16 protein-coding genes and 2 pseudogenes are annotated in these 24,667 nt (G+C 71.5%); 8 read left to right on the top strand and 10 right to left on the bottom strand.

All coding sequences use genetic code 11. The features are described from left to right. Positions 1–93 precede the first annotated feature (93 nt). From ALMP_RS09005 to ALMP_RS08995, 3 genes are all read right to left on the bottom strand, one after another. On the bottom strand, positions 94–771 hold the full coding sequence (locus ALMP_RS09005) for a GntR family transcriptional regulator (protein WP_264925751.1): 678 nt from the start codon (positions 769–771) through the stop codon (positions 94–96). A 143-nt stretch (positions 772–914) separates the two neighbouring features. After that, positions 915–1,853 carry a beta-ketoacyl-ACP synthase III gene (locus ALMP_RS09000; RefSeq protein ID WP_264925750.1) on the bottom strand — a complete coding sequence of 313 codons (939 nt, stop codon included), beginning with the start codon at positions 1,851–1,853 and terminating at the stop codon, positions 915–917. A gap of 300 nt (positions 1,854–2,153) precedes the next feature. After that, positions 2,154–3,500: an OFA family MFS transporter gene (locus ALMP_RS08995; RefSeq protein WP_264925749.1), complete on the bottom strand. Its 1,347-nt coding sequence runs from the start codon at positions 3,498–3,500 to the stop codon at positions 2,154–2,156. Between the two features lie 134 nt (positions 3,501–3,634). On the opposite strand from ALMP_RS08995, the pseudogene ALMP_RS08990 reads away from it, so the two are divergent. Both ALMP_RS08990 and fdhD read left to right on the top strand, forming a co-directional pair. Then, positions 3,635–3,781, top strand: a pseudogene (locus ALMP_RS08990) (Fe-S-binding domain-containing protein); the annotation flags it as partial. Between the two features lie 7 nt (positions 3,782–3,788). Then, the gene (gene fdhD / locus ALMP_RS08985) at positions 3,789–4,637 is read left to right on the top strand and encodes a formate dehydrogenase accessory sulfurtransferase FdhD (protein WP_264925748.1); all 849 of its coding nucleotides are present in this window, start codon (positions 3,789–3,791) and stop codon (positions 4,635–4,637) included. Between the two features lie 101 nt (positions 4,638–4,738). Here fdhD and ALMP_RS08980 read toward each other — a convergent pair whose 3' ends face one another. Both ALMP_RS08980 and ALMP_RS08975 read right to left on the bottom strand, forming a co-directional pair. Beyond that, positions 4,739–5,284, bottom strand: coding sequence for an isochorismatase family protein (locus ALMP_RS08980; protein WP_264925747.1), 546 nt, complete (start codon positions 5,282–5,284; stop codon positions 4,739–4,741). A 107-nt stretch (positions 5,285–5,391) separates the two neighbouring features. Continuing rightward, positions 5,392–6,441 (bottom strand): bile acid:sodium symporter family protein, encoded by a 1,050-nt coding sequence (locus ALMP_RS08975; protein ID WP_264925746.1) that lies wholly within the window; start codon positions 6,439–6,441, stop codon positions 5,392–5,394. 180 nt (positions 6,442–6,621) lie between these two features. Here ALMP_RS08975 and ALMP_RS08970 point away from each other — a divergent pair, with 180 nt between their 5' ends. Next, on the top strand, positions 6,622–7,521 hold the full coding sequence (locus ALMP_RS08970) for a LysR substrate-binding domain-containing protein (protein ID WP_264925745.1): 900 nt from the start codon (positions 6,622–6,624) through the stop codon (positions 7,519–7,521). Between the two features lie 219 nt (positions 7,522–7,740). Here ALMP_RS08970 and ALMP_RS08965 read toward each other — a convergent pair whose 3' ends face one another. After that, positions 7,741–8,721 carry an Lrp/AsnC family transcriptional regulator gene (locus ALMP_RS08965; RefSeq protein ID WP_264925744.1) on the bottom strand — a complete coding sequence of 327 codons (981 nt, stop codon included), beginning with the start codon at positions 8,719–8,721 and terminating at the stop codon, positions 7,741–7,743. Positions 8,722–8,833: 112 nt separating this feature from the next. On the opposite strand from ALMP_RS08965, the gene ALMP_RS08960 reads away from it, so the two are divergent. From ALMP_RS08960 to ALMP_RS08950, 3 genes are all read left to right on the top strand, one after another. Next, positions 8,834–10,351, top strand: a complete 1,518-nt coding sequence (locus ALMP_RS08960; protein WP_264925743.1) for an MFS transporter — start codon at positions 8,834–8,836, stop codon at positions 10,349–10,351. A 250-nt stretch (positions 10,352–10,601) separates the two neighbouring features. Beyond that, positions 10,602–12,428, top strand: coding sequence for a long-chain fatty acid--CoA ligase (locus ALMP_RS08955; RefSeq protein WP_264925741.1), 1,827 nt, complete (start codon positions 10,602–10,604; stop codon positions 12,426–12,428). 109 nt (positions 12,429–12,537) lie between these two features. Continuing rightward, on the top strand, positions 12,538–13,374 hold the full coding sequence (locus tag ALMP_RS08950; protein ID WP_309299446.1) for an aldo/keto reductase: 837 nt from the start codon (positions 12,538–12,540) through the stop codon (positions 13,372–13,374). 56 nt (positions 13,375–13,430) lie between these two features. Here the strand turns inward: ALMP_RS08950 and ALMP_RS08945 are convergent, their stop codons facing one another. The 3 genes from ALMP_RS08945 to ALMP_RS08935 all read right to left on the bottom strand — a co-directional run bounded on the left by ALMP_RS08945 (position 13,431) and on the right by ALMP_RS08935 (position 17,280). Next, positions 13,431–14,150 carry an SDR family oxidoreductase gene (locus ALMP_RS08945; protein ID WP_264925740.1) on the bottom strand — a complete coding sequence of 240 codons (720 nt, stop codon included), beginning with the start codon at positions 14,148–14,150 and terminating at the stop codon, positions 13,431–13,433. 89 nt (positions 14,151–14,239) lie between these two features. Continuing rightward, on the bottom strand, positions 14,240–15,214 hold the full coding sequence (locus ALMP_RS08940) for a trans-aconitate 2-methyltransferase (RefSeq protein WP_264925739.1): 975 nt from the start codon (positions 15,212–15,214) through the stop codon (positions 14,240–14,242). A 350-nt stretch (positions 15,215–15,564) separates the two neighbouring features. Continuing rightward, positions 15,565–17,280, bottom strand: a complete 1,716-nt coding sequence (locus tag ALMP_RS08935) for a glycoside hydrolase family 6 protein (RefSeq protein ID WP_264925738.1) — start codon at positions 17,278–17,280, stop codon at positions 15,565–15,567. Between the two features lie 801 nt (positions 17,281–18,081). Between ALMP_RS08935 and ALMP_RS08930 the strand changes: the two genes are divergently transcribed. Both ALMP_RS08930 and ALMP_RS08925 read left to right on the top strand, forming a co-directional pair. Continuing rightward, complete coding sequence (locus ALMP_RS08930) at positions 18,082–20,997, top strand: glycoside hydrolase family 48 protein (protein WP_264925737.1); 2,916 nt, start codon at positions 18,082–18,084, stop codon at positions 20,995–20,997. Positions 20,998–21,132: 135 nt separating this feature from the next. Further along, positions 21,133–23,787 carry a cellulose binding domain-containing protein gene (locus ALMP_RS08925; RefSeq protein ID WP_264925736.1) on the top strand — a complete coding sequence of 885 codons (2,655 nt, stop codon included), beginning with the start codon at positions 21,133–21,135 and terminating at the stop codon, positions 23,785–23,787. Between the two features lie 81 nt (positions 23,788–23,868). Here the strand turns inward: ALMP_RS08925 and ALMP_RS08920 are convergent. Continuing rightward, a pseudogene (locus ALMP_RS08920) lies at positions 23,869–24,667 on the bottom strand (rhamnogalacturonan lyase); the annotation flags it as partial.

The following is a 24,667-nucleotide window of genomic DNA, read 5'->3' as shown; positions in this document are numbered from 1 at the left end:
TTGCCGCGGACTTTCTCCACTCGCAGGACAAAGCCGTGGCGATGACGGGGCGGGCGCGCCGCCGCCCTCCCACTGGTGTCCACCCGGCCGGTGCTACGACCGCTGACGGGCGTGGTACGAGCGGCGTGTGTGTTCCGTGTGCTCGCGCATGAGCCGGGTGGCGAGCTGCTCGTCGCCGTCCGCGATCGCGGCGATCAGGTCCCGGTGTTCGATCCAGGACTGCTGTCCGCGTCGGCGGGCCACCGGCGCGTGGTACCAGCGCACCCGGCGGTCGACCTGCGCCGCCAGCTCGGCGAGGACCGCGTTGCCCGCCAGCTCCATGATCTTCGCGTGGAAGCGGGCGTTGAGGGCGACGGCGGCGTCCACGTCGTCGGAGGCGACCGCGAGATCGCCCTGCGCGAGCAGCTCGCGCAGGGCGTCGATGCCGGCCCGGTCCGCGTGGGCGGCGGCGAGGCGTGCCGCCTCCGCCTCCAACAGCGTGCGCACGGTGAGGAGTTGGTCGGCCTCCTCCTCGGTCGGTTCGTGCACGAACGCGCCCTGGGCGGGCCGCAGGTCGACCCAGCCCTCGCTGTTCAGCCGCTGCAACGCCTCGCGCACCGGCTGACGGGAGACACCGAGGTGCCCGGCGAGTTCGCTCTCGACCAGGTGCTGGCCGGGTCGCAGGGCGCGGGTGGTGATGAGTTCGAGCAGCGCCTCGTAGACGCGCTCCCGCAGCGGGCCGGGGCGTTCGAGCTTGGGTACCGAACCCTGCGGCAGTCCCCTCGACAACATCGGTCGGTCCCCCTCCTGGGCAGCGCCGGGCGCCTGCGAGCCGGAAAGCCGGTGTCGATTGTCTTTCGTCTACAGGCTACGGGCCACAGTAGCCAGGGCAGTCGACCGTCGGCCGCGTCGCGTATCCGGCCCGGCGAGGGGCGTCAGGGGCAGCGGACGACCTGCCCCGCGTACGACAGGTTGCCGCCGAAGCCGAACAGCAGGACCGGATCCCCGGTGGAGACGGCGCCGCGTTCGATCAGCTTGGAGAAGGCGAGCGGGATGCTGGCGGCGGAGGTGTTGCCCGATTCGGTGACATCGCGGGCGACCACCGCGTTGACGGCGCCGATCTTCTCCGCGAGGGGCTCGATGATGCGCAGGTTCGCCTGGTGCAGGACGACGGCGGCGAGGTCCTCGGGGGCGAGGCCGGCCCGCTCGCAGGCCTGCCGCGCGAGCGGAGGCAGCCGGGTGGTCGCCCAGCGGTAGACGCTCTGCCCCTCCTGCGCGAACCGGGCCGGCTGCCCCTCGATGCGCACCGCGTGCCCCATCTCGGGCACCGATCCCCACAGCACGGGCGCGATGCCCGGCTCCTCGGACGCCTCGACGACGGCCGCGCCGGCCCCGTCGCCGACGAGGACGCAGGTGGTGCGGTCGCTCCAGTCGGTCACCTCGGACATCTTGTCGGCGCCGATGACCAGGGCCCGGCGGGCGCCGCCCGCGCGCACGGTGTGGTCGGCGGTGGCCAGCGCGTGGGTGAAGCCGGCGCACACGACGTTGACGTCCATCGCGGCCGGCGAGGGGATGCCGAGGCGGGCGGCGACCCGGGCGGCCATGTTGGGCGAGCGGTCCACGGCGGTGGAGGTCGCCACCAGCACCAGGTCGATGTCGCCGGGGGTGAGCCCGGCCGTGGCGAGGGCCTTGGCGGCGGCGTGCGCGGCCAGCTCGTCCACCGGCTCGTCCGGTCCGGCGATGTGGCGCGTGCGGATGCCCACCCGGCTCCTGATCCACTCGTCACTGGTGTCGACCAGGCCCGCCAGGTCCTCGTTGGTGAGTACCTTGGCGGGCTGGTAGTGGCCGACGGCGGCGATGCGCGAGCCGTTCATGCGGGTGGTCCCCCTCGGAGCCTTGGGTAGCGGGATCCACCAGTCTGATCAGTGACTCACGGGTACGAGGGCGCGACAAGCGACAGGAAACGGGTCCCGGGCTTGTCGGCTTCCCCATAGCCGTCGGACCCGCGGGCCACCGGCGGACATCCGCCCGGTGGCCCGCGGTCCGGTGCGCCGGCGACGCGTTCCGTGCGCTATCCGGTGAACAACTGGGTCGCCTTGCGCACGAGTTCGTAGAGCCCGTAGGCGAGCGGTGCCCCCACCCACAGCCAGGCAAAGGCGATCAGCGGGCGTCGGTCAGGCGGACTCGGGCTGCTGGGGTCGGGGTCCAGCGACATCGGCGGCCTCCCTCGGGGCGGGGACGTGGTGGTGGCGGGGGTGGACGGGCCGGACGAGTTCGTTGGCGACGAAGCCGACGGCGAGCAGCCCAATCATGATGAACAGGGACAGGGTGTAGAGGGAGGAGCCGTGCCGGCCGGCGTCCTCCTGCCGGTCGGCGATCCAGTTCACGATGAGCGGGCCGAGCACACCGGCCGTGGACCAGGCGGTGAGCAGCCGCCCGTGGATCGCGCCGACCTGGTAGGTCCCGAACAGGTCCTTGAGGTAGGCGGGGACGGTCGCGAAGCCGCCGCCGTAGAAGGAGAGGATCACCAGCGCGCACAGGATGAACAGGGGCTTGGAGGAGTCCCCGGCCAGGGCGATCAGCGCGTACATCAGCGCCCCGACGCCCAGGTAGACCCGGTAGATGTTCTTGCGCCCGATCAGGTCCGAGGTGGACGACCAGCCGATCCGGCCGGCCATGTTGGCGGCGGACAGCAGGGCGACGAAACCGGCGGCGGCCGTCACGGACACCGGCGTGGAGGTGTCGGCGAAGAAGTCCGTGATCATCGGGGCGGCCTTCTCCAGGATGCCGATGCCGGCGGTGACGTTCATGCAGAGCACGACCCACAGACACCAGAACTGCGGGGTGCGCACCGCGCTGCGGGCCGAGACCTGCACCCCCTGCACGGCACTCGGCCCGCCGCCCGCGACCGGCTCCGGGGCGCGCGGCACCCGCACCAGGAGGACCCCCAGCGTCATGAAGACCGCGTACGAGAGTCCGTGGACGAGGAACGCCAGCGCGATCCCGGAGTGGTCGGCGCCGAACGACTCCAGCATCTGCGCCGACCACGGCGAGGCGATGAGCGCGCCGCCGCCGAAGCCCATGATGGCGATGCCGGTGGCCATGCCGGGCCGGTCCGGGAACCACTTGATCAGGGTGGAGACGGGCGAGATGTACCCGATGCCGAGGCCGATGCCGCCGACGAAGCCGTAGCCGAGGACGATCAGCCAGTACTGCTCGGTGGCGGCGCCCAGCGCGGAGATCAGGAAGCCGGAGGAGAAGCAGATCAGGGCGACGGTCATCGCCCAGCGCGGCCCGTTGCGCTCGACGAGCGTGCCGCCGAACGCGGCGGACAGGCCGAGCATCACGATGGCGAGCTGGAAGGGCAGCGCGCTCTGGGTGCCGCTGAGGCCCAGCGCGGACTCGAGCGGCGGCTTGAATACGGACCAGGCGTAGGCCTGGCCGATGGAGAGGTGGACCGAGAGGGCGGCAGGGGGGACGAGCCAGCGGCTCCAGCCGGGCGGTGCGATGGGGGGACTCATGAGTCCCGAACGGTAGGAAGGATCACCGCCGTTGAGAAGGCGGCGCGTCGACGGTATGCGGTGAGCGGTACGCGGGCTGCGCCGAGCGGTCGTACCGACCCGTTTCCCCGGAGAGTCGTCGCGACGGTGTGCGCTACCGCGGTGTGGGCTGCGACCTGACCCTCCACGTGCAGGACAATGAGATCGTCGAGGTCACCTCGCCGCACGACAACCCGGTGACCCACGGCAACCTCCGCAGCAAGGGCCGCTTCGGCTACCAGCACCTACAGAACCGGGGCTGATCACGACATGGGACGAGTCACCGAACGACGCAAGGTGCTCCGCATACGCGACGGAGCGGTCTCCACCCGGCCGGACACGCTCGTCGCCGAGGAGCCGCTGGAGATCCGGCTCAACGGCAAGCCGCTCGCCATCACCATGCGCACGCCCGGTGACGACTTCGCGCTGGCGGCCGGCTTCCTGGTCAGCGAGGGCGTACTGGCCGCGGGATCCGATCTGCTGAACATCGTCTACTGCGCCGGGGCGACGGTGGACGGCTCGAACACCTACAACGTGGTGGACGTGAAGACCGCCCCGGACGTCGTGATCCCCGACATCACGCTGGAACGGAACGTGTACACCACCTCGTCCTGCGGCCTGTGCGGCAAGGCGAGCCTGGACGCGGTCCGTACGACGGCCCGCTGGCCCATCGCCGACACACCTCCGCTGCGGCTCGAACCGGAGCTGCTGGCGGACCTGCCGGACCGGCTGCGCGCGGCCCAGCGGGTCTTCGACCGGACCGGCGGGCTGCACGCGGCTGCGCTGTTCTCCGAGGACGGCGAGCTGCTGGACGTGCGCGAGGACGTCGGCCGGCACAACGCGGTCGACAAGCTCGTCGGCCGCGCCCTGCGGAACGGCGAGCTGCCCCTGTCCCGCGCGGTCCTGCTGGTGTCGGGCCGTGCCTCGTTCGAGCTGGCGCAGAAGGCCGTCATGGCGGGCATTCCGGTGCTCGCGGCGGTCTCGGCGCCGTCCTCGCTGGCCGTGGACCTGGCCGCGGAGACCGGGCTGACACTGGTGGGCTTCCTGCGGGGCAGCTCCATGAACGTGTACGCGGGTGAGGGCCGCATCGCCCTGCGGACCGCGGCCCCCCGGGGCTGAGGCGACCGCCCGCGACACAGGCGGCGGGGCCCCGACCGGCGGGGAGCGCCCCCTGCGGCGCGGGGGCCTCGCCTCAGCCGTCCTGCCACCCGCACCCCACGTCATCCGGCGGAGCGCGTGCCGCCCCCCGCGAAGGCCAGCTCCTTCGCCGTCACCACCGTTCCCAGGCGCGGGAAGTCCAGCCGTACGGACGCCTCGTGCTCGGGGCCGGTGAGGGCGGCCATCGCGTCCTCGACGAAGAGCAGGTCGTAGCCGAGGTCGCCGGCGGAGCGGGCGGTGGACTCGACACCGAGGTTGGTGGCGATGCCGCCGAACACCAGCGTGGTGACGCCCCGCCCGCGCAGACGGTCGTCGAGGTCGGTGCCGTGGAAGCCGCCGATCGTCCGCTTGACGATCTCCAGGTCGCCGTCCTTGAGCAGTCCCGCCACGAGCCCGCTGCCGGGCGGCTGCTCGGCGACACCGGGGCGTTCGACGCGGACGAGGACGACGGGGGCCCCGGCCGAGCGGAACATGTCCGCCAGCTCCTCGGCCACCGCCAGCACCTCGGAGCCCGCGCGGGGCGCCAGGGGCAGGGCGACGATCCGGTCCATCAGGTCGACGAGGACGAGAGCGGTGTGCGCGGGGTCCAGCGCGTGAGGTGCGGTCATGACGGAACGTTATCCGCCGTCAGCCGTCCGTACATACCACACACGGCACCTGGCGCCCCGCGTCGTCAGCCGCCGCCCGTCGCCTCCTTCACCGCCGTCACCGCGCGTCACCGCGACCGCGTCCCCGCGTCGACCGCGTTCCGCCCCGCCGCCCCCGGTTCCGGCTCGCCCTCCGTGACGGCCGTCGGCACCGGGTCGCCCGCCCGCCGTTTGGCGATCACCGCGCACACCATGAGCTGCATCTGGTGGAAGAGCATCAGCGGCAGCACGGCCAGGGAGGCCTGCGCGCCGAACAGGACACTCGCCATGGGCAGCCCGGAGGCGAGGGACTTCTTCGAGCCGGCGAACTGGATCGCGATCCGGTCCGCGCGGTCGAAGCGCAGGGCCTTGGCGCCGTACCAGGTCAGCGCGAGCATCACGGCGAGGATCACCGCCTCGACGAGCAGCAGACCGGCGAGCCGGGCGGGGCTGACCTGGTGCCAGATGCCCCGGACCATGCCTTCGCTGAACGCCGTGTAGACGACCAGCAGGATCGAGCCGCGGTCGATGTGGCCGAGGACCTTCTTGTGCCGGGTGACGAACCCGCCGATCCAGCGGCGCAGCAGCTGCCCGGCGACGAACGGCACGAGGAGCTGGAACACGATCTGCACGAGGGAGTCCGCGGAGAACCCGCCGGCACCGCCGCCGAGCAGCGCGGCGGCCAGCAGCGGGGTGACGACGATGCCGACCAGGGAGGAGAAGGAGCCGGCGCAGATCGCGGCGGGCACGTTGCCGCGGGCGATCGAGGTGAAGGCGATCGACGACTGGACGGTCGACGGCACCAGGGTGAGGAAGAGCAGGCCCTGGTAGAGGGGGTCGGTGAGGAGGACCGGCACGAGGCCGCGGGCGGCCAGCCCGAGGAGCGGGAAGATCACGAACGTGCAGGCGAGGACGGTGACGTGCAGCCGCCAGTGCTTCAGCCCGTCCAGTGCCTCACGGGTGGACAGGCGGGCGCCGTAGAGGAAGAAGAGGAAGGCGATCGCCGCCGTGGAGGCGCCGGAGGCCACGTCGGCGGACCCGCCGCGCGCCGGGAGGAGCGCCGCGAGGCCCACTGTCCCGAGCAGCAGCACGATGTACGGGTCGATCGGCATCCAACTCGGCCAGCGCAGGCGTTTCACGGTGCTCCACTTGCTCGTTCGTACTCGTCGTTCACAGGCGGTCCGTCGGGACCGGGGCGCAGGGCCCCTCTCCGGGCCGGAAGGCCCCTCTCCATCGTCCTTCCCGCGTCCGTGATCGGGAATCCGTCATACCGCTCTGACTGTCATCACGAATGCCGATAGCCCAGTACCGTGGACGCCATGTACGACCCCTCCCACCTGCGGACCTTCCTGGCGGTCGCGCAGACCCTCAGCTTCACGCAGGCCGCCCGGCGGCTCGGGCTGCGCCAGTCCACCGTCAGCCAGCACGTACGGCGTCTGGAGGACGCCACCGGCCGGACCCTGTTCACCCGCGACACGCACTCCGTGGAGCTGACCGAGGACGGCGAGGCGATGCTCGGCTTCGCGCGCCGGATCCTGGAGGTGCACGAGCAGGCCACGGCGTTCTTCACCGGCACCCGGCTGCGCGGGCGGCTGCGGTTCGGCGCGTCCGAGGACTTCGTGCTCACCCGGCTGCCGGAGATCCTGGAGGGCTTCCGCCACGACCACCCCGAGGTCGACCTGGAGTTGACGGTCGAGCTGTCCGGCACCCTGCACGAGCAGCTCACCGCCGGGAAACTGGATCTGGTGCTGGCCAAGCGGCGCCCGGAGGACCCGCGCGGCGAGCTGGTCTGGCACGACGAGCTGGTGTGGATCGGTGCGGAACGGCTGCGCCTGGACGCGGACCGCCCGGTTCCGCTCATCGTCTATCCGCCGCCGGGCATCACCCGCGCCCTCGCCCTGGAGGCGCTGGAGCGGCAGGGGCGGGCGTGGCGGATCGTGTGCACCAGCGGCAGCCTCAACGGGCTGATCGCGGCGGCCCGCGCGGGCCTGGGCGTGATGGCGCACTCGCGGGGCCTGATCCCGCCGGGCCTGGTGCGGATCCCGGACCGGGCCGGCCTGCCCGAGCTGGGCCGGGTGGACTTCGTGCTGGTCCACGGGCGGCGCCGTACGTCGGCGCAGGGCGCGGCGGACGCGCTGGCGGCGGCGATCCTGGCGGGCGGCGACCGGCTGCACCGCCGGGGCCCCCGCCCGCGTCCGGTGCCGCCGCCCCGGGTCTAGACCCTGTCGTTTGGATCAGGCCGGCTGTGAGGTGCGGTGCCTTTCGGCCGGCCCGAGCGGGGCATGGTGCGTGCAGATGCAAGGCGGAGGAGGGAGTCGACGCGATGGGGGCCCCTCCCGCGCGAGCGAAGCCGAGCGTGGGGGAGTCGGCGAGTGACGACAACGCCGCAGATGTGCGTGCCAGGCCCCGCGACGCCGGGATGATCCGAACGACAGGGTCTAGCGAGCGGGCCGCTGATAGGTGAGTTGCTTGACCCGCCGCAGGTACGGCGTGGCCTCCACGTGCTGGACGCCCTCCAGACGGCCGAGGGGGCCGCTGAGGTAGGCGTACAGGCCGGACGTGTTCCGGGCCACGGCGGTGACGACGATGTGGGAGGGGCCGGCCGTCGCGGCGGCGTACGCGATCTCGTCGTGGCCGGCCAGGGCCTCGCCGACCGTGTGCAGGGCGGCGGGCGTGGTGGTGATCCACAGGGCGGCGGCGAGCGGAAAGCCGATGGCCTCCGACTGGTACTCGACGTCGATGTAGACGGCACCGGAGGCGAGGAGCGCGGCGAGGCGGCGTCTGACGGCGGACTCGGAGCGGCCGGTGGCCTGCTGGAGTTCGGCGTAGGTGGCGCGGCCGTCGCGCTCCAGGACGGCGAGGAGGGGTTCGTCCTCGGGCTCGATACGGGCCGGGCCGTCCGCCGGCTCCCGGTACGGCAGCAGGGCCCGCACCTGGTCGTCGTCCAGGGCCCCGAGCTTGCGCAGCCAGCCGGTGGGGCCGCCGTAGAAGCGGTGCAGGACCTGTTGGGCGCGGATCTCCACGACGCTCGGGGTGCGCGGGAGCTTGCCGAGGAGCAGGTCGTCGTGGTCGACGGGGTGGCGGGGGCGGGTCATGCAGATGATCTCGGTGCCGCCGGAGCCGAGGCCGATCCAGTAGGTGTCGGACCGTCTGGCCAGCGCCCCGGCGATGACGGTGGCGCTGTCGGGGACGCAGCGCAGCCGCAGCATCCACTGGTCCTGGCCGAGGTGTTCGGCGTCCCGCACGGCGACGACCCTGACGCCCGCCTCGGCGCTCAGCCGGCGGAAGCGGCGGGCGACGGTCTGGTCGGAGACCCCGAGGACCGCGCCCAGCCTGCTGAAGGAGGCCCGCCCGTCGAGTTCCAGCGCCGAGAGCAGCCGCAGGTCCAATTGGTCGAAGGTGTTGGATTCCGTCGCCATGCGCCTCTCCCTCGTCGGATTTCGCCGATCGGCCCGCGATTGCCGCGACGATTCTCCGCGACCGGCTCATCGTACGGGGCGAATCGGTTCCACGGACGAGGGGGTTGGACAGATGCGCGCATGGGGGCCGCTGACGGCGGTGTGCCTGGGGACGTTCATGTTGTTGCTGGATGTGACGATCGTGGTGGTCGCGCTGCCGGACATGGCGGGAGCGCTGAACGCGTCGCTGAGCGGTCTGCAGTGGGTGGTGGACGGGTACGCACTGGCCCTCGCGGCGCTGCTGCTGGGGGCGGGGGCCGCCGGCGACGTCCTGGGGCGGCGCCGGGTGCACGTGGCGGGCGTGGTGCTGTTCGCGGCGGCGTCGCTGCTGTGCGGACTGGCGCCGGGGACCGGCACGCTGGTGGCGGCGCGGGCCGTGCAGGGCGTGGGCGCGGCGGCGATGCTCGCCACGACGCTGCCGCTGCTCGGCTCGGTCTACCAGGGGCGGCGGCGGTCGGCGGCGCTCGGTGTGTGGGGCGCGGTCAGCGGTGGCGCGGCGGCGGTCGGGCCGGTGCTGGGCGGGCTGCTCACCGCCGGGCCGGGCTGGCGGTGGATCTTCCTGGTGAATCTGCCGGTGAGCGTGCTCGCCGTGTGGCTGACACTGCGGGTCGTGCCGGAGACGAAGGGGCCGCGGGGGATGCGCGTGGACTGGGCGGGGACGGTGACGTTCGCCGGGTTCGCGGGCGGTACGACGTACGCCGTGGTGCGGGCCGGCAAGGACGGCTGGACGGCGCCCGCGGCACTGGCCGCGTTCGGGCTGGCCGCGCTGGCGCTGCTGGGGTTCGTGCTGGCGGAGCGGCGGGCGGCGCACCCGCTGCTGGATCTGGCGCTGCTGCGCAAGCCGGCGTTCGTCGGGGTGATGGCGGGTGCGCTCGCCTTCAACGGGGTGGCGTTCGGGGTGACGCCGTACCTGTCGATCTGGATGCAGACGCTGCTGGGCATGAGCCCGGTCCGCGGCGGGCTCACGCTGCTGCCGATGACGGTCGCCGCGATGGTCGTCGCGGTGCTGGTGGGCAGGCTGCTGCACGGCGTGCCGGCGCGGCTGACGATCAGTGGCGGGCTGCTGCTCATCGGCGTGGGCTGCTGCTGCCAGGCGGTGCTGGACGCCGGGTCCGGCTGGACGGCGCTGGTGCCGGGGTTCGTGCTGGTGGGCATCGGTACGGGCTTCGTCGCGCCGACCGTCGCGGGCGCGGCGCTGGCCTCGGTGCCGGCCGAGCGGGCCGGCATGGCGGGCGGCGCGGTGAACACCGTCCGCCAGCTCGGTTACGCGCTCGGCGTCGCGGTCTTCGGCACCGTCCTGACCTCGCGGATGACCGACACGCTGCCGCACGACGCGGCGCACACGCTGGCGGGCGGCGGCGCCGGGGCGCTGCGCGGAACGTTCTCCGAGCAGACCCTGCGCGCCGCGTTCGCCTCCGGGCTGGACGGCGCGCTGCTCGCGGCGGGCGCCACCGGCGTCGTGGCCGGCGTACTGGTCCTCGCCCTGGTCCGCCCGGCGCGCGCGGCGCGCACCGAAGCGGACGCGCGTGCCGGAGTAACGGAATCGGCGGCTCCGGCGCTGTCCGAAGAGAGGGCGCCGACGCGGCGCTGACGTCTCGGCGGCAGGGCCGGGCAGCGTAAGCGCGGCGGGCAGATTCGGTGGAGATTACGGCACCGAAACTTACTCATCCGTCAGTTTTCCTGTCCGACCCTTCCGCATGTGAGCCCATTTTCCCGCCCTGACCAGCGCAGACGAGAGCATCGCTCGCTTTCCGGCCCTCTCCCGCCCCGCCCGGGGGTGGGGTAGCTTTCACGGCGCTGTACGGCCACGAGTGGCCGGCCATGAGAAGCGGGGTGCGGGTTTGCGCGAGTTCACCAACCCTCCGTTGGCGCTGGCACCGCCGGTGGGCGGACTGGCCGACGTCGTCTTCCAGCACGCCCAGGACGACCCCGGGCGTATCGCGCTCGGCCGCAAGGACGAGCTGGGGCGCTGGCGGGACGTGACCGCCGCCGAGTTCCGCGACGAGGTCCTCGCGCTCGCCAAGGGCCTGCTCGCCCAGGGCGTCCGCTTCGGCGACCGCGTCGCGATCATGTCCCGCACCCGCTACGAGTGGACCCTGTTCGACTTCGCCCTGTGGACCATCGGCGCCCAGGTGATCCCGGTCTACCCGACGTCCTCGGCCGAGCAGTGCTTCTGGATGCTGTACGACGCCGAGGTCACCGCCGCGGTCGTGGAGCACGAGGACCACGCGATGACGATCGCCACGGTCATCGACCGCCTCCCCCGGCTGCGCCGGCTGTGGCAGCTGGACGAGAGCTGCGTGCGGGAGCTGTACGACGCCGGCGCGCACCTGGAGGACGAGGTGGTGCACCGCCACCGCGAGGCCGTGACCCCCGACTCGATCGCCACCGTCATCTACACCTCCGGCACGACCGGCCGCCCCAAGGGCTGTGTCATCTCGCACCGCAACTTCATGTTCGAGGCGGACACCGTGATCCGGCGCTGGGAGCCGGTGTTCCACTCCAGGAAGGGCGACGAGGCGGCGACGCTGCTGTTCCTGCCGCTGGCGCACGTCTTCGGACGGATGGTGCAGGTCGCCGCGATCCGCGGCGGCGTCCGCTTCGGCCACCAGCCGCAGATGAGCGCGGCGGCGCTGCTGCCCGACCTGGCCGCGTTCCGGCCGACGTTCTTCCTGGGCGTGCCGTACATCTTCGAGAAGGTCTTCAACGCCGCCCGCCGCAAGGCGGAACGGGAGGGCAGGGCCGGGGCGTTCGAGAAGGCCGTCGACGTGGCGGTGAACTACGCGGAGGCCGTGGAGGCGAAGGCCTGGGGCACCGGGCCCGGCCCCTCGGCGGGACTGCGGATGCAGCACCAGCTGTTCGACAAGCTCGTCTACGCCAAGATGCGGGCGGCGATGGGCGGCCGCATCCGGCAGGCGATGACCGGCGGCTCGGCGATGGACCGCCGGCTCGGCCTGTTCTTCGCCGGCGCGGGCGTGCACATCTACGAGGGGTACGGCCTCACCGAGTCGACGGCGGCCGCGACGGCCAACCCGCCCGGCCGCACCCGCTACGGCACCGTCGGGCAGCCCATCCCCGGCATGACCGTGCACATCGCGGACGACGGCGAGATCTGGCTGCGCGGCGACAACGTCTTCCAGGGCTACCTCAACAACCCCAAGGCCACCGACGAGGCCCTGCACGACGGCTGGCTGGCCACCGGCGACCTGGGCGCGCTCGACGAAGACGGTTACCTCACCATCACCGGCCGCAAGAAGGAGATCCTCGTCACGTCCGGCGGCAAAAGCGTTTCACCGGGGCTGCTGGAGGAACGCGTACGGGACCACCCACTGGTCAACCAGTGCGTCGTCGTCGGCAACGACCGGCCGTTCGTCGCCGCGCTGGTCACCCTCGATCAAGAGGCCGTCGAACACTGGTTGCAGATGCGCGGAAAACCGCCGATGACCCCGGCCGAGCTGGTGCGCGACCCGGATCTGGAGACGGAGGTGCGGCGGGCCGTGGTCGCCGCGAACACCCAGGTCTCACAGGCCGAGTCGATCCGCACCTTCCGCATCCTCGCCCAGCCGTTCACCGAGGAGCACGGCCTGCTGACCCCGTCGATGAAACTGAAGCGCAAGGCCATCGAGAACGCCTACGCGAACGAGGTCGACGCGCTGTACCGCTCCTGAGGCGTACGGGTCGGCCCGGGCACGAATTCGGGGGTCAGGAATGCGGCGCGCCTCGTGATCGTTGACGATGGGAGTACCACTTGACGGACAACCGAAGGATCAAGAGCTCGTGAGCAGCAAGGTCCCCCCGATCATCCTCAACAACGGCGTCGAGATGCCCCAGCTGGGCTTCGGCGTCTGGCAGGTGCCGGACGACGAGGCGGAGCAGGCGGTCACCACGGCGCTGGAGGCCGGGTACCGCAGCATCGACACAGCGGCGATCTACGGCAACGAAGAGGGCACCGGCAAGGCCATCGCCTCCGCCGGGGTGCCCCGCGAGGACATCTTCGTCACCACCAAGCTCTGGAACAGCGAGCAGGGATACGACTCGACGCTGCGCGCGTTCGACACCTCGCTCGGGAAGCTGGGCCTGGACTACGTCGACCTGTACCTCATCCACTGGCCGCTGCCGGCCCGGGACACCTACGTCGACACCTACAAGGCGTTCGAGAAGCTCCTCGCGGACGGCCGTGCGCGAGCCATCGGCGTCTCCAACTTCCTGCCGGAGCACCTGGAGCGGCTGATCGGTGAGACGTCGGTCATCCCGGCGGTCAACCAGATCGAGCTGCACCCGCACCTCCAGCAGAACGCCGCGCGGGAGTTCCACGCGGAGCAGGGCATCGCCACCGAGGCCTGGTCGCCGCTCGGCCAGGGCAAGGGCCTGCTGGAGGTCCCGGCGATCGTCGCGATCGCCCAGAAGCACGGCCGCACCCCGGCGCAGGTCGTGCTGCGCTGGCACCTCCAGCTCGGCAACGTGGTGATCCCGAAGTCCGTGACGCCGTCCCGGATCAAGGAGAACATCGAAGTGTTCGACTTCAGCCTGGACACCGAGGACCTGGCCGCGATCAGCGCCCTCAACGAGGACCGGCGCATCGGCCCGGACCCGGCCACGTTCGACATGGCCTGAGCGTCCCACCACACCGTCGAGGGCGTCCCCCGTGCCCGGGGGGCGCCCTCGACGCGTCAGTTGGGCTGTCCGAGGGGGCGGACGACGACGGTGTTGACGTCGACCCCCGCGGGCTGCCGGATCGCCCACACCACCGAGTCGGCGATCTGGTCGGCGGTGAGCAGGTGCCCGGGCGGCAGGCTGCCGTAGCTGTCCCAGAACGGGGTCTCCACCCGGCCGGGCGCGACCAGGGTCACGCCGACGCCCCACTCGGTGACCTGGCGGCGGGTGTTCTCCGCGAGGCCGGTCACCGCCCACTTGGTGGCCCCGTAGAGGTTGCCCGGCGTGGGCACGAAGCCAGCGACGCTGCCGACCAGCACGATCCGGCCCCGGGTCTCCTTGAGTGCGCCGATGGAGGCCCGGATGAGGAACGCGGGACCCAGCACGTTCGTCAGGACCATGTCGGTCCAGCCGGCCGGGTCGCCCTCGGCGACGGAGTCATGGGTGGCGGTTCCGGCGTTGGCGACGACTGTGTCCAGTCGGCCGTAGGCCTTGAGCGTGCGGTCGACCGCGGACTGTACGGAGTCGTATTCCGCCGTGCTGCCGACGACCGTCAACAGCCCCTCCGGCTCGCCCAGTTCCGCGGCGAAGGAGCGCAGCCGCTCCGCGCCGCGCCCGGTGACGGCGACCCGGTACCCCGCGGCCAGCAACTGCCGCGCGACCGCGGCGCCGATGCCGCTGCCGCCGCCGGTGATCAGCGCGACCGGTGCGGTCGGCGCGTTCGGAGAGTCGGTCATGGTGCACCCCCATCGTGTGACGTGAACGGGAGGGAGTCCACCACTTGGAGTTCTCTCCAAGTCAAGCCCCCGCGGGGGCGGTTGACCGGCTACGCCGGCTTCACGGCCGTGTGCACGGTGTGGGCCGCCAGGACGAAGACGTCCGGCCTGCGGTGCACGCTCCCCGGGTCCTGCGGATCCAGCAGCCGGTCGAGCGTGGCGCGGTCCTGCGCGTCGAGGTCCTCGCCGACGACGTCGCGCAGCCGGCCGAGGGAGGTGGCGACATGGGCGCGGGCCCGGTCGGAGGCGGGGGCGGGCAGGTCGAGGAGGAAGCTGCGGGTGCGGGGGTGCTCGAGGCCCACGGCGTTCAGCAGCGCCGCCCAGTCCTCGTTCTCGTCGACGGAGCCGGGCAGGTCGGCCCGCATGCGGGCGAACCACTCCGCCTCCAGCGCGTCGATCCGCGCCTCCAGGCCGGGGCGGCCGAAGCCCAGGTCGCGCGGCAGGTACCGGGGCGGCAGACCGCCCTCCATGATCGCCAGGGTGCCGCCGGGCGCCAGCCGATCGGCGAAGGCGGCGAGGGCGGCGCGCTGGTCGCCCAGGTGGTGCAGACTGCGCCCCGCCCACAGCAGGTCGGCCGGGTAGTCCAGCTCCGCGAGGGCGCCGGGGAGGTCACCGGCGAGGGTGCCGAAGCGGTCCCCGAAGCCGAGCCGGTCGGCGCGCGCCCGGGCCCGCTCCAGGAGCGGCTCGGAGCCGTCGACGGCCATGACCCGCGCGCCGGGGAACGTCTCGGCGAACAGACAGGACACGACCCCGGGACCACTGCCCGCGTCGACGATCAGGCCCGGCTCGGTCACCTCCTTGCCCAGCCAGGACAGGGCCCGCTCGTACAGGGGGGTGAAGAGTTCGGCCTGGGCCTCCAGGTGGGGCGCCATGTCGGCCCAGTCGATGTCGGTGCCGTGCCCGTGCGCATGGCCGTGGCCGTGGCCGTGACCGTGACCGTTCCCATGCCCGTGACCCGGGCCGTGGTCGTGCGCGTCGCCCTGGTGGCCGTGGTGGCCGTGGTGTGCCTGCTGCTGGTCGTCCATGGTGGTCAGCCTCTCGTCCGGAATGCCGCCAGCGTGCGACGACGCACCGCCCGAGGGCCACCACTGTTGCCGATACGGCAAAAAAGCCGGTGCCGGCCGCAAGCCGCTCACCGGCCGGGTTCCCACCGCTGTCCCCCACCCGCACGGCCCCGCGCACGGCGCGGCCATGGCTGAGTCCGGCCGCCCCCCCCACGTGCGGGGAGCGGCCGGACGGGTACTACTCGGCCGTGGAGTTCGCCGTCCGCCGGGGGCTCACCCGGGAGGGGCGGGCCTGACCCGTCCCTCCCGGGGCACGGCCGGGGAAGGCCACCTCAGCGACCGAGCCGGGGCCCGGCTGCGTCACCCGGCCGTCAGGACAGCGGCGGGTACGCGTTCTGCATCAGCTGCTGGAACTGCGCCGAGAACCAGTGCCCGGAGATCGGGGCGTTGGGCAGGGCGCCGGACATGTTGTAGTTGTTGCGGGGGTTACCCGTGTAGGTCGGGTCGCACATCCGGTCGAAGCCCTTGCCCTCGGTGTTCGGGATGGCGCTGCTGGAGCCGTCGGACTCGCCCGGCGGCTTCATCCAGACGTACGCGTCGATCCCGGCCGCCGGGGAGGCCTGCGGACGTTCGCCGAGGCCGGCGCCGGACTGGTTGCACCAGTTGCCGACGTGGATGCGGCGGTCGTAGCGGCCGCCGTCGATGTAGGTGTCGATGGTGGTCGTGGCGCCCGGGCCGGTCGGCCGGGCGGTGCCGCCCCAGCCGTTGCGGGAGGTGTCGATCAGCATGCCGATACCGGAGTTGAAGCCGGAGGTCACCAGCTGGTTGCGGAAGGCCTGGGCGAAGGACAGCTCGTCGACGTAGCGGTTCCAGTCGATCCACTTCGACTCGCGGGCCGACTTGCCGCCCACGTTGTCGTTGAGGGTGAAGTTGTTCTCCTTCAGGGCGCTGTAGTTGGCCGTGTTGGTGATGAAGCCGTGGACGTCGTTGACGGTGGCGCCCTCGGTGGTGGCCGCCTCCTTCATCACGGTGGCGCTGGGGGCGAAGTTGTCGTCCCAGCCGAGCCAGCCGTGGTGCCCGGCGTCGATGTAGTTGTAGACGTTGGGCACGTCACCGAGCTTGTTCAGGGCGTAGCCGACGCCCTTCTGGTAGTTGCCGTTGGCCTTCATCACGTCGCACTGCGGGGTGGCCGTGGGCCGGCTGCCGGTGTTGGTGACGAGGTTGGGCAGTGAGTCGATCTCGATCGCGTTGACGATCCGCAGACCGGCGTACTTGGGGTCGGCGAGGATCGCGGCGATCGGGTCGATGTACTGCGTCTTGTACTTGTCGATCTCCGTCGGGCCGAGCTCGCCGTTGGAGGCGAGGGCCGAGCAGTCGCGTCCGGGCAGGTTGTAGATGACCAGCTGGACGACGATCTCGCCGGAGCCCTTCTGGCGCAGCGCCTCGTCGAGGTGGGCGCGCAGGCCCATCTTGCCGCCGGCGCCGTTGATCGCGGCGATGCGGTCCAGCCAGACACCGGTGGGCTGGTTGGCGATGCGGCTGCCGCCCGGTTCGGCGGCGGCGTTCGCCGACCACTGCGGGTTCACGTACACCTTGGCGCCGGCGTACGGGTTGTCGACCCTGCTGCCGGTGCCGGGACCGGGCGTGGTGGGGCCGCCGCCGCCGCCGTCGTCCACGTTGCAGGTCACGCCGTCGAGGGTGAACGTGGCCGGGACGGCGTTGGTGCCGCTGTAGCTGCCCTGGAAGCCGAAGCTCACCGAGGCGCCGGTCGCCAGTGTCCCGTTGTAGTTCTCGTTGGCCGCGGTGACGGCCGTACCGGACTGGCTGACCTTGGCGTTCCAGGCGCTGGTGACCCTCTGGTTGCCGGCGTACGCCCACTTCACCGACCAACTCGACTTGGCGGCCGAGTTGTTGGTGACGGTGACGTTGGCGGTGAAGCCGGTGTCCCACTGGTTCTGCACCTTGTAGTCGACGGTGCAGGGCACGGCGGCGATGCCGGCGTCACCGGGGACGACCGCGAGCGCCGTCCCGGAGGCACCGGCGACCAGCGCCAGTGCGGCGAGCATCGCTGTTCTGCTACGGCTCATGAGTGCGGGTTTCCTTCTCATCTGCGGATTTCGGTCGGTGCGCTTTCCTTCTCGGCCGCGGGTGTGGTCCGTGGGGAGTCGTACTCACCCGCGGGGGTCGGGGTCGGTACGGGTGTCATTCGTTCAGGGCGCGCGGACGGCCGCGCGGCCCGGTGCCGTACGCGGTGGTGCGTGTCCCGTCGTGGTCGGAGACCCGCGCCGGATCCGAGGAGCGGTCGCGACGGGGGCGGGCGTGGAGTTCCGACAGCTGTCGCCGACGCGGGAGTTGCGGCTGTGCGCAGGCCGTGCGGCGGCGAGGCAGCCCACCGGGCCGATGGTCCGGCAGGTCGGCCACCGGCTCAGGTCGTCGGGGTGGGCGAGCCCGGCCACGACCGCACGGCCCCCGGGAAGCCGGCGTCCCACTGGCCGGTGACGGAGTACGCCACCGTGCACACGGGCGCCGCTCCCCGCGCCGTCACGACCGGCAGGGCCGCGCCCTCGACGAGGGCGGCCGTCCCGGCGACGGCTAAAAGTACTGAACGCGGGGGGTGTCGCATGAGCGACTCCTTGCAGCTCGGGCGCGTCGGGACGGACGCGTCGACTGATGGAATCGCTCCCACTGGTGTCAACGAAGCTAGCGCCAAGTGTCGGCAAAGAACAGGGGAGGTACTGACTTTTCCTCAACCCCGGACGTCGAATCTTTTCGACTCTTCAAGCACCTTGACCCTTCTTCAGGCCGTCCGCACTATGGGAGCGCTCCCACTGGTTCAAGGCTTGTTGCTCCTCCCCCACTTCCCCGAGCCGCAAGGAGGAACCAGCATCATGGAACCCTCACGCAGGCGTCGCGCGGCGCGACGGCTGTGGACCGCCGTCGTGGCGGCCCTCGCTCTCCCCGTGGCCATGCTGAGCACGAGCACAACCTCCGCCCAGGCGGCGGCACTTCAGTGCAGCGTGGACTACAAGACCAACGACTGGGGCTCCGGCTTCACCGCGGCCCTGACCCTCACCAACCGGGGCACGGACCCGATCAGCGGCTGGACCCTGACGTACTCCTACGGCGGCAACCAGAAGCTGAGCAACGGCTGGAACGGCACCTGGTCGCAGTCGGGTCAGCAGATCACGGTGACCAACGCCTCGTACAACGGGACGATCGCCGCCGGCGCGGCGGTCAGTACGGGCGCGCAGTTCACCTACAGCGGCACCAACGCCGCTCCCACGACCTTCACCGTCAACGGCACTCCGTGCACCGGGGCCCACCAGCCCCCCGTCACCGTGCTGACCAGCCCGAAGCCGGGTGCCGTCTACACGCAGGGCGACGCGGTGCCGCTCGCGGCGACCGCCGCGGCCGCGGACAGCGCGACCATCACCAAGGTCGAGTTCTACGACGACACGACGCTGCTGGGCACCGACACCAGCGCGCCGTACTCCCTGTCCGCCTCCAACTTGTCCGTGGGCAGCCACTCCCTGGTGGCGAAGGCCTACGACAGCCTGGGCGCCTCGGGGTCGTCGGCGCCGGTCGGCATCACGGTCGCCTCGGGACCGGCCGTGGTCGCCTCCACCAACCAGCTCGCCGTGCAGCAGGGCAAGACGGGGACGTACGAGGTCAGGCTGTCGACGCAGCCGTCGGCCAACGTGACCGTCACGACCACCCGCGCGAGCGGGAACACCGCGCTGACGGTGACCGGCGGAGCGAGCCTCACCTTCACGCCGTCGAACTGGAACACCGCGCAGAAGGTCACCATCACCGCCGCCGCCACGGGCACGGGCGCGGCGACCTTCGACTCGACGGCGACCGGGCACGCGAAGGCCTCGGTGACCGCCACCCAGATCGCCGGCACCAAGGAGTACGACGCCCGGTTCCTGGAGCTGTACGGCAAGATCACCAACCCGGCGAACGGCTACTTCTCCCCCGAGGGCATCCCCTACCACTCGGTGGAGACGCTGATCGTCGAGGCCCCGGACCACGGCCACCAGACCACCTCCGAGGCCTACAGCTACCTGCTGTGGCTCCAGGCGATGTACGGCAAGGTCACGGGCGACTGGACCAAGTTCAACGGCGCCTGGGAGATCATGGAGAAGTACATGATCCCCACGCACGCCGACCAGCCGACGACCTCCTTCTACAATGCCTCGAAGCCGGCGACGTACGCGCCGGAGCTGGACACCCCGAACGAGTACCCGGCGAAGCTGGACACGGCGGTGTCGGTGGGATCGGATCCGATCGCCGGTGAGCTGAAGACCGCGTACGGCACGGACGACATCTACGGCATGCACTGGCTCCAGGACGTCGACAACGTCTACGGCTACGGCAACTCGCCCGGCAAGTGCGAGGCCGGCCCGTCGGACACCGGCCCGTCGTACATCAACACCTTCCAGCGCGGTGCGCAGGAGTCGGTGTGGGAGACCGTGCCGCAGCCGACCTGTGACGCGTTCAAGTACGGCGGCAGGAACGGGTACCTGGATCTGTTCACCGGTGACGCCTCCTACGCCAAGCAGTGGAAGTTCACCAACGCGCCGGACGCCGACGCGCGCGCGGTGCAGGCCGCGTACTGGGCGGACATCTGGGCCGACCAGCAGGGCAAGGGCGGCCAGGTGTCGGCGACGGTCGCCAAGGCGGCCAAGATGGGCGACTACCTGCGCTACTCGATGTACGACAAGTACTTCAAGAAGGTCGGCAACTGTGTCGGGGCCTCCACCTGCCCGGCCGGTACCGGCAAGGACTCCTCCCACTACCTGATGTCCTGGTACTACGCCTGGGGCGGCGCCACCGACACCAGCGCCGGCTGGTCCTGGCGCATCGGCTCCAGCCACGCCCACGGCGGCTACCAGAACCCGCTGGCCGCCTACGCGCTCAGCAACTACGCCGACCTGAAGCCCAAGTCGGCGACGGGCCAGGCGGACTGGGCGAAGTCGCTGGACCGGCAGCTGGAGTTCTACCGCTGGCTCCAGTCGAGCGAGGGCGCCATCGCGGGCGGGGCGACCAACAGCTGGGCGGGCCGCTACGCGCCCCCGCCGGCCGGCAAGTCGACCTTCTACGGCATGTACTACGACCAGCAGCCCGTCTACCACGACCCGCCGTCCAACCAGTGGTTCGGCTTCCAGGCGTGGTCGATGGAGCGGGTCGCCGAGTACTACCAGCAGACGGGTGACGCGAAGGCCAAGACCGTCCTCGACAAGTGGGTCGACTGGGCGCTGTCCCAGACCACGATCAACCCGGACGGCACCTTCCGGATCCCCTCCACGCTCCAGTGGTCGGGCCAGCCCGACACCTGGAACCCGTCGAGTCCGGGCGCCAACAACGGACTGCACGTCACCGTCGTCGACTACACCAACGACGTCGGTGTGGCGGCCGCGTACGCCAAGACCCTGACGTACTACGCCGACCGCTCCGGTGACGCGCAGGCCAAGGCGACCGCCAAGGCGCTGCTGGACGGCATGTGGACCAACCACCAGGACGCCCTCGGCGTCGCGGTCCCCGAGACCCGCGCCGACTACAACCGCTTCGACGACGGCGTGTACATCCCGAGCGGCTGGACCGGCACCATGCCGAACGGCGACACGATCAACTCCTCCTCGACCTTCACCTCGCTGAGGTCCTTCTACAAGAACGACCCCAACTGGTCGAAGATCGAGAGCTACCTCGCGGGCGGAGCCGCGCCCGTGTTCACGTACCACCGGTTCTGGGCCCAGGCGGACATCGCTACGGCCATGGGCTCGTACGCGGAGCTCCTCGAATAAGTCCCCGCTAACTCCGCGTACCGCGCCGGGCGGTCCCCACCCGCACAGGGGACCGCCCGGTCGTCGCACCCCCCCACGCATGACCACTCCCCTTCCGCATGACTTCACATGGCTTCGCGAGGAAGGACCCCCACCGTGCGAAGAACCCGCATCCTCACGGCCGTCCTGGCGCTCGCCGCCGGACTGCTCGCGGGCACCCCGCCCGTCCTGGCGGCCGACGGCAGTCCCAAGGCGACGCCGGCCGCAGAGTCGTACACCTGGAAGAACGCCCGGATCGACGGCGGCGGCTTCGTCCCGGGCATCGTCTTCAACCGCAAGGAGAAGAACCTCGCCTACGCGCGCACCGACATCGGCGGCGCCTACCGCTGGCAGGAGACGAGCAAGACCTGGACGCCGCTGCTGGACTCCGTCGGCTGGGACAACTGGGGCCACACCGGTGTGGTGAGCCTCGCCTCCGACTCCGTCGACCCCAACAAGGTGTACGCGGCCGTCGGCACCTACACCAACAGCTGGGACCCGGGCAACGGGGCCGTGATGCGCTCCTCGAACCGGGGGGCGAGCTGGCAGAAGACCGACCTGCCGTTCAAGCTGGGCGGGAACATGCCCGGTCGGGGCATGGGCGAGCGGCTCGCCGTCGACCCGAACCGCAACAGCGTGCTGTACCTGGGCGCGCCCAGCGGCAAGGGCCTGTGGCGGTCGACGGACTCCGGGGTGACCTGGTCGCAGGTGGCGAACTTCCCCAACGTCGGCAACTACGTGCAGGACCCGAGCGACACGTCCGGTTACGCCTCCGACAACCAGGGCATCGTCTGGGTCACCTTCGACGAGTCCACGGGCACGGCGGGCAGCGCGACGAGGACGATCTACGTCGGGGTCGCGGACAAGGACAACGCGGTGTACCGGTCGACGGACGCGGGCGCGACCTGGTCGCGGCTGGCGGGCCAGCCGACGGGGTACCTGGCGCACAAGGGTGTGCTGGACACCGTCAACGGCCATCTGTACCTCGCCTACAGCGACAAGGGCGGTCCGTACGACGGCGGCAAGGGCCGGCTGTGGCGATACGCGACGGCGACCGGCACGTGGACGGACATCAGCCCGGTGGCGGAGGCCGACACGTACTACGGCTTCAGCGGGCTGACGGTGGACCGGCAGAAGCCGGGCACGGTGATGGCGACCGCCTACAGTTCCTGGTGGCCGGACACGCAGATCTTCCGCTCGACCGACAGCGGCGCGACCTGGACGAAGGCGTGGGACTACACGTCGTACCCCGACCGCGCGAACCGCTACACGATGGACGTGTCCTCCTCGCCCTGGCTGACCTGGGGCGCGAACCCGACGCCGCCCGAACAGACCCCGAAACTGGGCTGGATGACGGAGGCGCTGGAGATCGACCCGTTCAACTCCAACCGGATGATGTACGGCACGGGCGCGACGATCTACGGCACGGAGAACCTGACCAACTGGGACGGCGGCAGCCGGTTCACCATCCGGCCGATGGTGCAGGGGCTGGAGGAGACCGCGGTCAACGACCTCGCCTCTCCCCCGTCCGGCGCCCCGCTGATCAGCGCGCTCGGTGACATCGGCGGCTTCCGGCACACCGACCTGACGAAGGTCCCGTCGATGATGTTCACCTCGCCGAACTTCACGTCGACGACGAGCCTGGACTACGCCGAGTCCAACCCGAACACGGTGGTGCGGGTCGGCGACCTGGACTCCGGTCCGCATGTGGCGTTCTCGACCGACAACGGCGCCAACTGGTTCGCGGGCAGTGATCCTTCCGGCGTGAGCGGCGGCGGGACGGTGGCCGCGGCGGCGGACGGCAGCCGCTTCGTGTGGAGCCCGGCGGGGACGGGGGTCCACCACACCACCGGCTTCGGCTCGTCCTGGACGGCGTCGAGCGGCATCCCGGCGGGGGCGATCGTGGAGTCCGACCGTGTCGACCCGAAGACCTTCTACGGCTTCAAGTCGGGCAAGTTCTACGTCAGTTCGGACGGCGGCGCGACCTTCACGGCGTCCGCGGCGACCGGTCTGCCCAGCGGCGACAGCGTGCGCTTCAAGGCGCTGCCCGGCACGAAGGGCGACATCTGGCTGGCGGGCGGGGCGAGCGACGGGGCGTACGGCCTGTGGCACTCCACCGACGGCGGCGCGACCTTCGCCAAGCTGTCGAACGTCCAGCAGGCCGACACGATCGGCTTCGGCAAGGCGGCGTCCGGTGCCTCGTACCAGACGCTCTACACCAGCGCGAAGATCGCCGGCGTGCGCGGCATCTTCCGTTCCACCGACAAGGGCGCGACCTGGACCCGGATCAACGACGATGCCCACCAGTGGGGCTGGACGGGCGCGGCGATCACCGGTGACCCGCGGGTCTACGGCCGGGTGTACATCGCGACCAACGGCCGGGGCGTGATCTACGGCGACACCTCGGACACCGGCGGTGGCGGTGACGGTGGCACCGAGCCGACGCCCACGGGCGCCTGCGCGGTGACGTACACGATCACCAACCAGTGGTCGGGCGGCTTCCAGGCGGACGTGAAGCTGGCCAACACGGGGACGAGCGCCTGGTCGGGCTGGAGCCTCAACTGGACGTTCCCCAACGGCCAGACGGTCTCCCAGCTCTGGAACGCCGAGCACACCCAGTCGGGTGCGTCCGTGACGGCGAAGAACATCGCCTGGAACGGCAACGTGGCCGCCGGCTCCTCCGTGAGCTTCGGCTTCACGGGCAACTGGTCCGGCACCAACACCAAGCCGACGGCCTTCAGACTGGGTGACCAGAACTGCGCGGTGACCTGACAATCATGAAGAAGGGCGGCTGCGCTCCTGTCGGTGCGCAGCCGCCCTCGTCCGGTACTCAGGCGCCGTTCGGGTCCCGGCTCACGGGGTGTACACCGTCGGCCGTGGTGGCGTCGGCATGCCGTTGCCGATGAAGAAGCTCGGGTGCGGGGGCTGGTTGTAGGCGGTGTTCTGCCAGGCCAGGGCCGTGCGGTACTGGGTGTCGTGGAGGAGGGTGGTGATCTTGGTGGTGGTTTCGACCGGGGTGGAGTAGACGCGCAGGGCCGTGTTGTTCGAGGTCGGCCAGACGACCTCCTCGCGCCAGTCGCCGAGGATGTCCCCGGACAGGGACGGCGTGGACTTGGTGCCGTTGTTGGAGTGGACGCCGGAGCCGGTCAGCAGGCGGGTGTCGCCGGAGGTGCCGTACTTGTCGACGCGGGTGCCGTCGAGGAGTTCACGGACGGGGTCGCCGTCCCACCAGTTGACGAAGTTGACGCTGGACGGCTCCCGGCCGAGGGAGGCGCCGGTCGCGGAGCGCAGGGTGGTGTCGGAGGCGGACCAGGCCTCGGCGCCCGCGCTGCCGGCGTAGACGTCGGCCGCGACGCCCCGGCCGTTGTCGGCGCCGGAGGCGGTCTGCCACAGGACCTGGCCGGTGCGCGCGTCCGCCATCCAGGAGCCGGGCTTGCTGGAGTCCTCGGACACCTTGAAGTACTCCAGGCCCGCCCTCGACGGGTTGAGGTCGCCCACGTGGCCCGCGTCGCCGTGGCCGAGTTTCGTCGTCCACAGGCCGCCGCCGTTGTCGTCGACGGTCATCGCGCCGTACACGATCTCGTCCTTGCCGTCGGCGTCGACGTCCGCGACGGACAGGCTGTGGTTGCCCTGGCCGTCGTAGCCCTTGCCG

The organism is Streptomyces sp. A012304 (genome assembly GCF_026008495.1).
In the GTDB taxonomy this organism is placed as follows: Bacteria; Actinomycetota; Actinomycetes; order Streptomycetales; family Streptomycetaceae; genus Streptomyces.
This window is presented reverse-complemented; position numbering and strand designations above follow the sequence as displayed.

What these genes read in the sequence shown, in the direction of transcription:
- ALMP_RS08960 (WP_264925743.1), top strand. Translation starts at nt 8,834, where the DNA reads ATGCGCGCATGGGGGCCGCTGACGGCGGTGTGCCTGGGGACGTTCATG.
- ALMP_RS08945 (WP_264925740.1), bottom strand. Translation starts at nt 14,150, where the DNA reads ATGACCGACTCTCCGAACGCGCCGACCGCACCGGTCGCGCTGATCACC.
- ALMP_RS08930 (WP_264925737.1), top strand. Translation starts at nt 18,082, where the DNA reads ATGGAACCCTCACGCAGGCGTCGCGCGGCGCGACGGCTGTGGACCGCC.
- fdhD (WP_264925748.1), top strand. Translation starts at nt 3,789, where the DNA reads ATGGGACGAGTCACCGAACGACGCAAGGTGCTCCGCATACGCGACGGA.
- ALMP_RS08980 (WP_264925747.1), bottom strand. Translation starts at nt 5,284, where the DNA reads ATGACCGCACCTCACGCGCTGGACCCCGCGCACACCGCTCTCGTCCTC.
- ALMP_RS09000 (WP_264925750.1), bottom strand. Translation starts at nt 1,853, where the DNA reads ATGAACGGCTCGCGCATCGCCGCCGTCGGCCACTACCAGCCCGCCAAG.
- ALMP_RS08965 (WP_264925744.1), bottom strand. Translation starts at nt 8,721, where the DNA reads ATGGCGACGGAATCCAACACCTTCGACCAATTGGACCTGCGGCTGCTC.
- ALMP_RS08940 (WP_264925739.1), bottom strand. Translation starts at nt 15,214, where the DNA reads ATGGACGACCAGCAGCAGGCACACCACGGCCACCACGGCCACCAGGGC.
- ALMP_RS08995 (WP_264925749.1), bottom strand. Translation starts at nt 3,500, where the DNA reads ATGAGTCCCCCCATCGCACCGCCCGGCTGGAGCCGCTGGCTCGTCCCC.
- ALMP_RS08935 (WP_264925738.1), bottom strand. Translation starts at nt 17,280, where the DNA reads ATGAGCCGTAGCAGAACAGCGATGCTCGCCGCACTGGCGCTGGTCGCC.
- ALMP_RS08970 (WP_264925745.1), top strand. Translation starts at nt 6,622, where the DNA reads ATGTACGACCCCTCCCACCTGCGGACCTTCCTGGCGGTCGCGCAGACC.
- ALMP_RS09005 (WP_264925751.1), bottom strand. Translation starts at nt 771, where the DNA reads ATGTTGTCGAGGGGACTGCCGCAGGGTTCGGTACCCAAGCTCGAACGC.